Annotated in this window: 14 protein-coding genes; 8 read left to right on the top strand and 6 right to left on the bottom strand. The window is 46.3% G+C overall.

Features of this window, described 5'->3' with window-relative positions; translation table 11 throughout:
• Positions 1-666: 666 nt before the first annotated feature.
• The 4 genes from ABDW36_RS17520 to ABDW36_RS17505 all read right to left on the bottom strand — a co-directional run bounded on the left by ABDW36_RS17520 (position 667) and on the right by ABDW36_RS17505 (position 5,484).
• Positions 667-1,773, bottom strand: coding sequence for a DUF4238 domain-containing protein (locus ABDW36_RS17520; RefSeq protein WP_343703224.1), 1,107 nt, complete (start codon positions 1,771-1,773; stop codon positions 667-669).
• The gene (locus ABDW36_RS17515) at positions 1,715-2,674 is read right to left on the bottom strand and encodes a hypothetical protein (protein ID WP_343703223.1); all 960 of its coding nucleotides are present in this window, start codon (positions 2,672-2,674) and stop codon (positions 1,715-1,717) included. The genes ABDW36_RS17520 and ABDW36_RS17515 overlap by 59 nt, the downstream gene beginning before the upstream one ends.
• A gap of 309 nt (positions 2,675-2,983) precedes the next feature.
• A complete protein-coding gene (locus ABDW36_RS17510) occupies positions 2,984-3,616 on the bottom strand; it encodes a response regulator transcription factor (protein WP_343703222.1) in 633 nt (210 codons plus the stop codon).
• A 2-nt stretch (positions 3,617-3,618) separates the two neighbouring features.
• Positions 3,619-5,484, bottom strand: coding sequence for a sensor histidine kinase (locus ABDW36_RS17505; protein ID WP_343703221.1), 1,866 nt, complete (start codon positions 5,482-5,484; stop codon positions 3,619-3,621).
• Positions 5,485-5,686: 202 nt separating this feature from the next.
• Here ABDW36_RS17505 and ABDW36_RS17500 point away from each other — a divergent pair, with 202 nt between their 5' ends.
• Positions 5,687-6,103 carry a hypothetical protein gene (locus tag ABDW36_RS17500; RefSeq protein ID WP_343703220.1) on the top strand — a complete coding sequence of 139 codons (417 nt, stop codon included), beginning with the start codon at positions 5,687-5,689 and terminating at the stop codon, positions 6,101-6,103.
• A gap of 8 nt (positions 6,104-6,111) precedes the next feature.
• Here the strand turns inward: ABDW36_RS17500 and ABDW36_RS17495 are convergent, their stop codons facing one another.
• On the bottom strand, positions 6,112-6,744 hold the full coding sequence (locus tag ABDW36_RS17495) for a carbonic anhydrase family protein (protein ID WP_343703219.1): 633 nt from the start codon (positions 6,742-6,744) through the stop codon (positions 6,112-6,114).
• 374 nt (positions 6,745-7,118) lie between these two features.
• Here ABDW36_RS17495 and ABDW36_RS17490 point away from each other — a divergent pair, with 374 nt between their 5' ends.
• The 5 genes from ABDW36_RS17490 (at position 7,119) to ABDW36_RS17470 (ending at position 10,639) form a co-directional block, all read left to right on the top strand.
• A complete protein-coding gene (locus ABDW36_RS17490) occupies positions 7,119-7,661 on the top strand; it encodes a sigma-70 family RNA polymerase sigma factor (protein WP_343703218.1) in 543 nt (180 codons plus the stop codon).
• A gap of 31 nt (positions 7,662-7,692) precedes the next feature.
• The gene (locus ABDW36_RS17485; protein ID WP_343703217.1) at positions 7,693-8,478 is read left to right on the top strand and encodes an anti-sigma factor; all 786 of its coding nucleotides are present in this window, start codon (positions 7,693-7,695) and stop codon (positions 8,476-8,478) included.
• Between the two features lie 175 nt (positions 8,479-8,653).
• Complete coding sequence (locus ABDW36_RS17480; protein ID WP_343703216.1) at positions 8,654-9,364, top strand: ferritin-like domain-containing protein; 711 nt, start codon at positions 8,654-8,656, stop codon at positions 9,362-9,364.
• Between the two features lie 30 nt (positions 9,365-9,394).
• Positions 9,395-10,204, top strand: coding sequence for a ferritin-like domain-containing protein (locus tag ABDW36_RS17475; RefSeq protein WP_343703215.1), 810 nt, complete (start codon positions 9,395-9,397; stop codon positions 10,202-10,204).
• Positions 10,205-10,231: 27 nt separating this feature from the next.
• Entirely contained in the window at positions 10,232-10,639 is a 408-nt protein-coding gene (locus ABDW36_RS17470) for a hypothetical protein (RefSeq protein ID WP_343703214.1), read from the top strand.
• Between the two features lie 21 nt (positions 10,640-10,660).
• On the opposite strand, the gene ABDW36_RS17465 is transcribed toward ABDW36_RS17470, so the two are convergent.
• Positions 10,661-10,870, bottom strand: a complete 210-nt coding sequence (locus ABDW36_RS17465) for a hypothetical protein (protein ID WP_343703213.1) — start codon at positions 10,868-10,870, stop codon at positions 10,661-10,663.
• 90 nt (positions 10,871-10,960) lie between these two features.
• Here ABDW36_RS17465 and ABDW36_RS17460 point away from each other — a divergent pair, with 90 nt between their 5' ends.
• Positions 10,961-11,515 carry an RNA polymerase sigma-70 factor gene (locus ABDW36_RS17460; protein WP_343703212.1) on the top strand — a complete coding sequence of 185 codons (555 nt, stop codon included), beginning with the start codon at positions 10,961-10,963 and terminating at the stop codon, positions 11,513-11,515.
• 71 nt (positions 11,516-11,586) lie between these two features.
• On the top strand, positions 11,587-12,591 hold the full coding sequence (locus tag ABDW36_RS17455) for a FecR domain-containing protein (RefSeq protein ID WP_343703211.1): 1,005 nt from the start codon (positions 11,587-11,589) through the stop codon (positions 12,589-12,591).
• Positions 12,592-12,619 lie beyond the last annotated feature (28 nt).

Here is a 12,619-nt window from a genome sequence, read left to right as displayed (position 1 = left end):
GGCATAAATATTTATATTTAAAACACCAAAAATAACACTCCAAATCTGCCGTATTGAGAGACTGGGAAATACTTTTATCCTATACTAGCAGCTGTTGGCATGTAAGTTCAACCCAGAGCTTTATTTTACCCCGTAATAGAGGTGTTAGTTCATAAAGTAAATTTCTGATTAGTGCTGGGTTCACAGTTTGAATGTGCCGCTTTGGTGCTTGTTTGTATAATCGTCAATTCAAAGAGGCGTCCGTCCGCTTTAACTTGAGCTACAGTATACTTTCCTGCATTCAAGACATTTGCTAAATTTTCGCTATTTTTTAAATTGTGAGAATGGCTAGTTTTTATTGATGGCTTTTCTGACAATGATTGGTTAAAATTTTCAGTAAAAAAGACGGCCAATAAAAATGAACAAGCGTACCACAAGCATATATTACATTTTGTTACACTGCTGATTTTCCATATTTATTTATGAACAAAAAGGAAAGGCAAATAAAGGCACAGGAGAACTGGCTCAATTATTATCAGGAGCTCGAACATCTTATCTCTATCCAACAGAATGTCATTACAAAGTACTGGAAAAAGGAGGTCGAAATAGTACCAAGAAATAGTACCAAGAAATAGTAAAATGCACTACAGAAATCGATAAGAATTCTGGCTCACATGTCTTTAAATATCACATACCAGTAATTATAATTTCCTCCGCCAATGATATTAAATAATTACTGTCGCTGGCAATGATTAGCTGGTTGGCGACTTCTTTAACATAATTATTTATGGCGAGCACTTCTGAGGGTGTGGCATCGAGACGGTTACATCGTTTATGAGTACTACTATCGGCAAAGTCACTGTCTATAATCACATTTTCAATACGCAAACAATGTTTATAACTGATTGGGAGATAGAAAACACCCACCACGAAGTTAGTATTGAGACATTCTTCATTATTTACACCAACACCCGGATTGTCAGTGGTAATGAAAAATGGCCCATCTACAGGTGATTGCAGAATTGTCCACCTGTTTCCTAGAATCGCTTTTCGGAATGCGGCGTTCCGTATACTGTCCTTCTCAAATCTCTCTATGATGCTAAATTTATGCGCCCGCTCCATGAGAGTAGGGTCACCTAGTATACGCGCTTTCATAATCTGAGCTATTACAATCAACTCTTCTGGCGAATCATGATGAAACCTAGCTCTAGTTTGTGGATCGTTGATGATATCATCAACAATTTTGTCTATTGATGTATTTAGAATCCCCTGCATAGTATTTCTCCACGCTGGATTTCTTATTTTTAATTGTATTATGAAATCTGATACTTTTGTGGCTTCGTCTCGGGTAATTGCGCTTGTTTCCGTCAGTTTCTGAATAATATTTCCATAAGTATTTTCAAGCAATTGAAATAGATCTACCTCTATATAAAGTTTAGAATAAGCACTTAAATCGAATATTTTTTCTTTTAACGCCGATTTTATAAGATAAAAATTATCAAGAAAACAAATAGTGCTTGGTTGTTTGTAATTAATTTTAATCTGGCCCCATTTTTTAACAGAATCAATATTTAAGACATGTAGTTCTTTATTGGCAATGAATTTCCGTAGATAGCATTCGGGAACAAAATGGTGTTTCCTGGGATCATTATGCATCAGTATGGCAGCTTGGTTCATATTCTGACTCTTTGCAAGGAATTTTAACTGAAATTGTCTTTTTCTATTTCTTTTAATATTATTTGTAGCTAGTATATTCCATGAATTTTTCCCAGTACGGTTTTGACGGTGATTCAACAGATCTGGTTTCTGGATTATAGTTGACAATTTGAAATCCATCATTACTCATCACAGGACTATTTGGGTTGTAGTTTTCAGAAAACTCAATTTTAATCCCCTCTAAGACCAATCCAATATTTAAAACAGCTTGTTTAATCAATGTAAATGTCACATACGTTATGCAGTAGTTTTTGTCCTTAGCAAATGTTTTTTTAAAAGCGGATTTTATTTTGTCCGAACACTTAAATTTTACTTCAACTTCACCGGAAAATAATTCCCAAGAAACACTTGCGAAGGAAGTTGATTTTTTGCGGTGAATTAGTTCAGCTCTGTAATCATTAAACTTACTTATAAAATCCCGGTCTACATTTCTTATACTTTCTTTAAACTTCCGTTTATCAAAGTCACTGGCGTCAGAATAGCAATGTTTAGCTAATGTAATCCATTGCAGATTTGCCTGTGGATTCTTACCAAATACAAATTGCACAAGCATTGCTAGATAGTCAAATGCAGAGGAAAGATGAAAGATTGTGCTGTCATAAATTGCCATTATTTCATCAGCCGCAAAATCAAAATATGGATTCCCCATAATAAATCCATCAAAAACCTGTGGATTTTCCTTTAGCATCTTGGCAAATCTGTCTTCAATATCTATTTTCCGTGTTAACATTAGGTAAAAATGAAGCTTTGAACTATTAAGTCGATAGTGGATATTATCTCTCAACTCAAAAATAGCGTGCTTCCCGTCTTTCGATTGCCCCAATACGTTATTTATGTGATAACTATAATCCATGGCTAATGCCATAAAGCCATTGAAAACTACTTTAATTAGTTCTTCAATTTTGTCAAAGTATTCTTGGGGCTTGTCTATAGTTTGAATGGTTATCATAAAAATTCCTTCTATCTCTAATATACGCACGAATAACAAGTAAACCTAGAGTTGAAACGAAACCGACAATTATCTAGTTTTCAATAGGGGGCTCGGAAAGGGCCGTAGCGTCGACATTTGTATCATTGTAAGGCGGATTTTATTAACCGTTGGCACAAAATCCTAGCAACCATTTTTCAGCGAGTTTGGCGCCAATTTCACAGGAATCGATAGCTGAATTTGAAAATTGCAAGTATAGCTATCGATTGTTCACCCAACCGCCATATTGGGAGTTTATTTTTGAGGCAACGGCAGCTCAAAAATACCTACCAAATATATTTTAACTGCTTCACAACCCAACTAAATCAACCCCATCTCCCTGGCTTTTTCCAGCAGGTTTATCGTTTTGTTTACATTAAACTTAGCCAGCAGATTCTTCCGGTGAGTCTCAACCGTCCGCGAGGATATAAACAGGTTCTCAGCAATCTGCTGCGTACTCAATCCATCTTTCAGACAGCGCAGTATGTCTTTTTCCCGGCGGGTTACGAGCGGTTGCTCCCCCCGCAGGGTGTCACCGAGTAAGGAGGCTACCAATTGCTGCATTTCCCGGCTGTAATACGTGCCGCCGCTGTAAACCAGGTTGATGGCCCGCTCAATCTCATCTACCGAAGCATTTTTTAGCAGGTAACCGGAAGCTCCGTTGCTGACCATTCTGACCAGGGTGCTCCGGTCGTCCCGTGAGCTGATGGCCAATACTTTTATTAATGGGAATTGCCTTTTGATGGCGGCGCAGACATCTGATCCGTCCCCATCGGGCAGGTTAACATCCAGCAACACAATATCCGTATCCTGCTTTTCCAATTGAGCAAATAGCTCCGAGATGTTCTGCGCGGCGCCCACAATTACCATGTTGTCTATATTGGCAATCATCTTCTGCAGTCCTTCGTTGATCAACGGATGGTCGTCACAGACCATTATTTTTATGGTTTCCATGGCTATAACATGATTTCAATATTAACAACGGTGCCCTTACCTTCCGTGGAGTCGATCTGCATGCTGCCGTTCAGCATTTTTATACGGCTCCGGATATTGTACAGGCCTATTCCTTCTTTTTTTATTGCAGGGTCAAAGCCAACGCCATCGTCCTCAATGGTCAGGAGCAGCAGCCGGTCTTCCTGGATGCAGTTGATCAGGATGTTGCCGGCCTTTGCATGTTTTACGGCGTTTGTTATCAGTTCCTGCAGCACCCTGAAAATAACCAGCTCCTTTTCTTCAATGTTCAGCCCTTGCAACCCTTTAAAGTAGAAATGGAAATTGACACCTGATGCCCGGAGGGAGTGACAAAAATCCCTCAGGTTGTTCTCCAGCCCATTGTGCTTGAGGTGTTCCGGCACCAGCCGGTGCGTGGTGTGGCGAAATTCCCTGATGGCGTCATCAAGCAACCCTACCGTGCCGTTGATCCCGAATATATCCTGCCGCTTGATGGCATTTTCCAGGTTTAGCTTAATGCCTGCAAAAGTGCCCCCCAGGCCGTCATGAAGCTCCCTTGCCAACCGCTTGCGTTCCTGTTCCTCCCCGTAGATCAGGGCGCTCTTTACCTCCACCTCTCTTTCGGAAGCCATCAACTGTAGCTGCTGGCGGACTTGCTTCTTCCGGTTGCGGAGCGTGACGATGAATATCCCCCCGGTTAACAAGGCGGCTATTACCGCAAGGGCAATAATGAACAGTTTTCTCCGGTTGGCATTCTCCAGTTTCAGGATCTTGTTTTCTTGCTCTGCGTTTCCATACCTGGCGGTGATCTCGGCAATTTTCGCCTTTTCCTGCACCGTCCGGATGCTGTCTGACAATACCTGCCAGCTTTTCAGGGAGTGGTAGGCAGACACAAAATCTCCCAGGCGGGCCTCCACCTCCGCCCGGAGCTTTAGGGTACCAGCCCGGTTGACACGTGAAAAATCATCACTGTTCTGCGCAAGAAGGCTGTTTAGAACCGCCCTGCTTTCCTTGTATTTTCCAAGTTGCAGCAGGGAATTGGCTTTTTCATAGTTGAGTTTTATGACGGAAATAGTGGTGGTGGGGCTCTTTGCAGCATAGGTCAGCCCCTGGTTGAATTGTTCCACGGCAGCACTGTGGTTATTTTTCAAGCCATAATACTTGCCAAGGTTAAGGTAGTAATCAGCATGGTAGGCCGGATCACCAACCTGGCCAAGGTGCTGCTTTCCAAGTTCCAGGTAGCGATACACTTCGCCGGGGGATTTATCCAGGTAGATCAGGCAGCCGGCGCTGGAGATATAGGCATCGGCAAGGATCATAGACCTTTTGACCGATGGCTGAACGTGTTCAGCGGCTTGAATACCCTGGCTGAAACAGGAGAGGGCGGCCTGGTAGTCTTCCTTGTTGCTATATACCGTACCGATGGCATTGTATGCGGACGCCACGCTGCTCATATCCCCGATCTTCCTTGCAAGGGGGATCACCTTGTTAAGCAGGATGTCCGTGTACTCATCCTGCCTGCCGTCTATCTGCAGAAAGATGCCATAGTTGTGCCACGCCCTGGCAATGGTCTGTGTTGCCCTGTAGGTATCATAGAAACTAAGGAGCGTGATGGAGCGCTGATAAAGGCTTTTGGTACGCGCACTGTCTGCCGTCCATATAATTTGTCCCTCAAAAAAGGGATCAAATGCCTGTAGATATTTGTTTCCGCCGGTCAGTTTCCTGGCTTCCCTGAGGGTGCCATATGCCAGTGCCGTGTCCAGCTCCGATTGCAGGTTGACTATATCATACAAGAGGAACACCTTGTTTTCGACGTTCCGTTCTTTTTCCACCAGCTGCTGCAGACTGTCTATAGCAGGTGTCTGCGCCATCACCGGCAGGTAAAAAGTCAGGCACACAGCCAACAGTAACCCCCTAAGATCCATCCGGATTAATTTTCTTCAAAATCTGCAAATATTTTCAGTTAAGGAACCCCTGGATATAAATATACCGTTTTCACGGTATGAAATATACCGTTTTCGCTGTATAGTTCTTCGTATCAGTCCGCGATAACTTTGCTAAAAATGTATTTCTATGATGAGAAAGCAAAATTTAAAAAGAACATTACTCGCGGCGTTCACTGCGCTTTTTATCGTTGCAGGGCTGATGGGATGCAGCAAGAAAAATGATCCGGGCCCCGGATCAGGCAATGGATTCAAAACTACGGATATCCAGATTTCGAATATCGTTGCGGAGCAGGAGGGTGCCGGCGGCCAGGTGCATGTATCGTACGACGTGAAAAATGTTTCCGGGAAAGATATGGTTGTATATAGTCCTTTTGATATCCTCTGGACGGTCAAGACAACAGACGGTACGCTCTACCAGCAAGAGCGGAGTGTTGCTGCATTAAAGAAAGATGCCGTCAGCCCGGACGATGTATGGATCAGTGTTTCTGCGGGTAAGGTGGCGGATTTGTCAACATTGAAATATGAGGTGCTGTTGGATGAATAGCTGGTTTATCACGGCTCTTCAAAAAACGTCACCGCCCCGGTTTCGAGATGATAAACGCCCCCAACTATCTTAATGGCCCCGCTGTTAGCCAGTTCCGCTATAGTAGGGCTTTGTGCGGTGATCTGCTTGATGACGTGACGTACATTGTTTTCCGTAACATTCCTTACAAAATCAGCATTTTTCCCGTTCCTGCTTCCGGCAGGGGTCATTGTTTCATTATCAATTGCCGGCTTGATTTTTTCCAGCAACTGCGTGAGGCTTCCAAGGCTCACATCGTCACAGGCGCCTTTTATTGCACCGCATTGGGTATGGCCCAGCACTACTATGATCTTTGAGCCGGCCAGCCGGGTACCAAATTCCATGCTGCCTATAACGTCCTGGTTAAGGACATTCCCTGCTATCCGTATGCTAAAAATGTCTCCCAATCCCTGGTCAAAGATGAGCTCAACGGAAGTACGGGAATCCATACAGCTAAGTACCGTCGCAAACGGGTATTGGCCATCCCTGGTGGCATTCACCTGGCTCAACAGGTCCCGGTTCGCTCTCAGGTTGTTAACAAACCGTAAATTGCCCTCTTTAAGGTACTGAAGTGCTGTTTCAGGTGAAAGGTTGCTTTGGGACTCTTTGGAATGCTTATACATAATCTGTGATTGAAGGTGCTTTCGTAATTTCAAATTATCCAATCGTATCAATATCGAGCCCAAGGTCTATTGCATGCCGTATGATCATGGCGCCCAGCTGCCCGCCTCCCAATATTCCCATTTTTAAATTTTTGCGCATAAAATTCAATTGGTCCGCAAAGGTATAAAACTATCATAAAAGATAGCAATGCTATCCTTTCAGCTTATTGTTGTTCCCGTCAAGTTTAAAATTCACCCCCTTCAGGTCAGTGTTATACGCATAGCACTTTTCCGTATTTCATGGCAGGCGCGCCTGAGGCCAGCCAACAATTAAACCGACTCAAACTTTCCGTTATCACTTCTCGTATATTATGTGCATCTGATCAATTTTGCATTTGAAAGGTTCACAAAGATATACTGAACAGGAGCTCGTTTATTTGTTAAAGCAGCGCCAGCAAGCTGCTTTCGGATATTTGTATGATCACTATTCTGCAGCATTGAATGGCGTTATCAGCAGTATCGTACCTGATGCCGAAATGGTAAGTGACGTATTGCAGGAAGTGTTTGTGAAAATCTTTCGCCAGATAGAAAATTATGACCAGTCCAAAGGAAGGCTGTTCACCTGGATGTATCAAATTGCCAGGAGTACGGCTATAGACACCATCCGAAGCGCGGACTGGCAAAATTCCCGCCGCAATAATTCACTATTGGAGAACTATACGTCATTGCCGGATAAAACGCAACATCTTTCAGAGCAGTACGGATTGCGTAAAATAGTGCAAATGTTGAAGGAAGAGCATAAAGTACTGGTAGATTTAACATATTTTCAGGGTTACAAGCAGGATGAAATTGCAAAAATGCTCAATATCCCGTTGAGCACTGTTAAAACCAGGCTGAGGGCAGCATTGGTCCAATTGAGAAAACAGGTTAAATTATAACGTGAATATACAGGCATACATAAAAAGCGGTGTGATCGAAAGCTATGTACTTGGCATAGCAGACCCAGCCGATGTTGCCGAACTTCAGCGGTTAAGTCTTCTGCATCCCGAAATTGCCGAAGCTATCCGGGAATGTGAACTATGGCTGGAAGCGGCTTTCAGGGCTGAGGGCGAAGCAATACCTGTATCCGGCGATGCCAGGCAAAGAATACTTGCCGCCCTCGGCAGTAAGCCTCCATCAACCGAAAGGCTTGCCGGCAATGTTCCCGCCGCCGGGAAATTACGCTACAGCAGCATTTCGAGATACCTGGCAGCCGCCTCATTATTATTGCTAATGATAAGCCTTGGCGTTAACCTGCATCTCTACAATAAGTACAAAAAGGCCGCTAGTGATTACAGCTCGCTGCTGGGCGAAAGAAGTTTGATGCTGGCGGAAAACAAAGTTTACAAGGCAAAGCTTATTTCACTGGATAGCAGCATACAGTTAATGTCTGACCCGGCCGTAGTGAAGATTGCCATGTCTGGCGTACCCGGCAGGGAAATCAACAAGGCAACGCTCTTCTGGAATACAAGCAGCAAAAATGTCTACCTGGTCACCAGCAATCTCCCGCCGGCGCCGGCCGGCAAACAATACCAGCTTTGGGCGCTGGTAGATGGAAAGCCTGTTGACGCAGGCGTATTGCAGGATTGCGACGGGCTTTGCCAGTTAAAGCCGGTAGAAAAAGCGCAAGCCTTCGCCATTACGCTTGAAAGAGCAGGCGGCAGCCCGGCGCCTACCCTGGAGCAAATGTATGTAATCGGGAATGTAGCATCCTAGTGCACATTGAATCATACGCCGGTTCACCCATCAGAATATTACACCGTTGAAACTTTTTGCTTTTTTCACTCGTATATGAAATATGCCGTTAAGCAAAACATAATGGCGTACGAAAAACAGGCCTCCGCGCCCTATTTTATTCATCAGCGGTAGATAACCATCAATCTCATTTGTTATGAAAAGATCAAACACGCAATTGCCGTATTCCGGCAAGAAGGGAAACGCTTTGCCCGGCGCAATTGACCGGAGAAAATTCCTTTCCTACATTGGTGTAGCGGGCACTTCCGCGGCGGTTATTGCCGCCTGCAGCAAAAACGACAATGATAACCGGCCGCCTGCTGGCAGCATAGATCTGGGAAGTGGCGACATCGGCATCCTCAACTATGCGTACGCGCTGGAACAGCTGGAGGCGGCATTCTACACACAGGTAATTGCATCTCCGTTCAGTGGCATCACCGCCAATGAGCAGGCCCTTCTTACGGACATCCGGGACCATGAAGTAGCACATCGTGATTTCTTTAAAGCAGCGCTTGGCGCAAAAGCAATTGCAAACCTACAGGTGAATTTCTCCGCGGTCAACTTCGGCAGCCGGGACAGCGTACTGGCAACAGCCAAAGCATTTGAAGACCTGGGCGTATCTGCATACAATGGCGCCGGGCAGCTGTTGATGGACAGCAATTACCTGCTGCTGGCCGGCAAGATCGTATCTGTAGAAGCCCGCCATGCGGCGTTGATCCGGGACCTGATCAGCAACGGTACCTTTGCCGACAACACGGTTATAGATGCAAACGGGCTTGATCTGGCCAGTAAGCCGGCAGACGTACTGAAGGCTGCCGCGCCGTTCCTTAAATCCGTAATATTTGCCGGCAACCTGCCTGCCTCCTGATAAAAGTTCGTTCACCTAAAAAAGTTTACCATGAATATTCATAACATAATTACCGAGCTGGAAAAGGTTGACCCGGAAGTAGGTGACCGCCTGAACTCCCGCAGAAGCGCCATGAAGCAGTTTGTATCATTCAGCGGACGGGTAGCCCTGGCTGCGCTGCCGTTTGCCCTGGGAAGCATGTTCAAAAAGGCGTATGGCCAAAGCGCTCCAGGCATTGCAGGCGTATTGAACTATGCGCTGACACTGGAATACCTGGAGGCGGAATACTACACCAAAGGCGCCGCTTCCGGAGTAGTACCTGCGGGAACACCCGCTGTTGGCGCCATCAACACCATACGTGACCACGAAAATGCGCACGTTGCCTTCCTGAAGACAGCGCTGAATTCACTGGGAGCCACTCCTGTGGCTAAACCAACATTCGATTTTACAGCAGGCGGCGCATTTGCCAACGTATTCACCAATTATGATACATTCCTGGCAGTTGCCCAGGCGTTTGAAGATACCGGCGTCAGGGCCTACAAAGGACGGGCTGCCGAGCTCATCAGCAACAATGCCGTGCTCACAGCCGCCTTGCAGATCCATTCGGTGGAAGCGCGCCACGCGTCCCATATCCGTCAAATGCGAAAAGCCCGCGGCGCCAACCTCAAGCCGTGGATTACCGGTAAAGATACGGGCGGGATCGGTGCGGCCGTTCAACCGGTATACGACGGCGAAGAACTTACCACGCAGGCCGGCGTAAATATCACACAATTTGTATCTGCCAACGCCGCCAGCGAAAGTTTTGACGAGCCGCTGTCAGCCAACCAGGTATTGGCTATTGTTGACCCGTTCATCGTATAATTTTTTCAACTCTAATACTTAACAGCAATGAAAATTACAATGTATACAGCAGGAATTTGTTTACTCCTGCTGACAGGCAACTGCATGCACGTGCAGGCCACTGCAGTGAATACCTTGAAACATGCGGCCAATGAAGGAGAATGGAAGAAATCTCCCAATGGCAGCTGGCCGGGTATGAAAGACGGGAAAACCTACTGGTATAAACTGGATAAAAAAGGCGGGCTGTGGTGGAGCACCGACGGGGAGAAATGGGAGGCCGTTAAAGAAGGCGCCTGGGCAGACAAGGAGGGTAAATGGTTAAAGATCCACAACAAAAAGCTGGTGTGGAGCGCAGACGGCAAAACCTGGTCAGAAGTGCCGCAGTGGCAATGGCAGGCATCTGATGGCAAGTGGTATAAGTTTGACAACAAATGGGGGCTTTGGGTAAATGGTTAATTGGACATGTGATCTGCAGAATTATTTGCAGTGAATCAGCGCCATCCTTCCGGATGGCGCTTTTTTTAATGTAACGTGCAGGTACTTCCATGCTCCTTTTAAATGCCGGTTGCCGTTGCCGGCAGCCACCCGGCTAACGGAGGCATGCTGAAATACGCGAAAGCCTGTGAGAAGGCGATCAGGGCTATTCTCAAATAGCGAATGGTCATAAAAAGCAAAAAAACGCTCCATCAGGGGCGGGTTTTTGCTTTTACTTTGTATATTGGCTGGTCATGAGAGTTTAACACGGGGGCAAACACTACAAAATCACACTGCAGGGGTATGGACGACCAAAAACTGTTGACTTATTTACAAGTTGATAACGAGCTGGCTTTTGAGGGAATATTCAGAAAGTACTTTATTCCGCTCACGGGTTTTGCCAATGGTTATATGGACGATACCGAGCAGGCCAAAGACATTGTGCAGGCAGTGCTGCTGAACATCTGGGAGCAACGGGACTCGCTCAGGATACATACTGCGCTTAAACCCTACCTTTTTAATGCGGTCCGGAACAGTTGCCTGAATGAGTTGAAGAAAAGCAAAGCCCGGCAAAAGCGGCTGGCGGGTTTGCTGACCGAAACCTCTGACGAGGTGAATTCCCGGATGGAATACGCCGAATTGCGGCAGCAAATATATGCGGCCATACAAAAGCTCCCCGAGGAATGCAGGCGCGTATTTGTGCTGAGCCGGTTCGAAAAGCTGAAATACAGTGAAATCGCTTCCCGGCTGGGGATTTCCGTAAAGACCGTTGAGGCCCAGATCAGCAAAGCCTTGCGGGTTTTGCGCGTACAACTGGCCGGAGCGTTGTTGCTGCTGCTGGCGTTGCTGAAACTGTAATCACGGCTCCCAGAAAAATTTTCACTCACCCGTAAGGGTATCCCCATCTTTTTTTGTCTTGTAAATAATTTATGGAACCTTTTGATCAAACAGACCTGGAATTAATCAGCAAATACCTGGGCGGGAACGCTACAGCAGCGGAAATCGAACAGGTGTTAGCCTGGGAGGCGTCTGACCCTGCCAGGGCGCAAATGCTGAAAGAATGGAGGAAGTTATGGCAGCAGTCCGCCGAAGCGGCTTTGTACGGGCAGATAGATATGGAAGGGGAATGGGCAAAAATGAAGGGGCGGATGACGCCGGTACCCGGCAAAGTCGTTCCTGTCCGCCGTAATGCCGGGTGGTGGAAATGGGCGGCCGCAATATTGCTGGTCGGAGGCACGGCCTGGTGGGCGTTGACCAGTCAGCGGAAAGTAATGCCACCGGTCGCTTACAACCAGGTGACCCTTTCAAAGGGGCAGCGTATGCAGCTGGTGCTGACCGATGGCACCAAGGTCTGGCTGAATGGTAACACGGTACTGCGGTACCCCTCCGCCTTCGGACCGGACCGGCGGGAAGTGGAGATCACCGGTGGCGCATACTTTGAAGTGGCGGAGAATGCTGACGCGCCGTTTATCGTCAAAACGCCAGATTACGCCGTACGGGTGCTGGGAACGGAATTCAGGGTGATGGCTTATCCCGGCAACCCCGTATCTGTGACTACCCTCGTAAAAGGCGCCGTACAGATTGAGGGATATGACAGCGCGGGAAGGGTACAGGTACTGAAAGCCGGGCATGAAGCAGTGTTCGACCGGGAAAACAAAACGATGAGCGTACATGCCTCGGACCTTACCCGCAACATGCAGATGAAGGGAGTGGTATTGTCTTTCAAAGGTATTACCATGAAGGACCTGGCGAAAAAACTTGAAGCGACTTATGGAATAAATATAAAACTGGCTGATGACAGTCTCCGAAATCTAAAGTTCACAGGAAAATTCTACGATGATGAAACGGTATGGAAGGCGCTGGATGTAATCAGCCTCACAGCGCCCGTCAAGTACACTTTCACTGGAAACGAAATCTATATCTACTGGCAATGACCGGCTGACACGCCGCGATTAGCAGGAA

The sequence above is a fragment of the Chitinophaga sp. genome (assembly GCF_039596455.1).
In the GTDB taxonomy this organism is placed as follows: Bacteria; Bacteroidota; Bacteroidia; order Chitinophagales; family Chitinophagaceae; genus Chitinophaga.
This window is presented reverse-complemented; position numbering and strand designations above follow the sequence as displayed.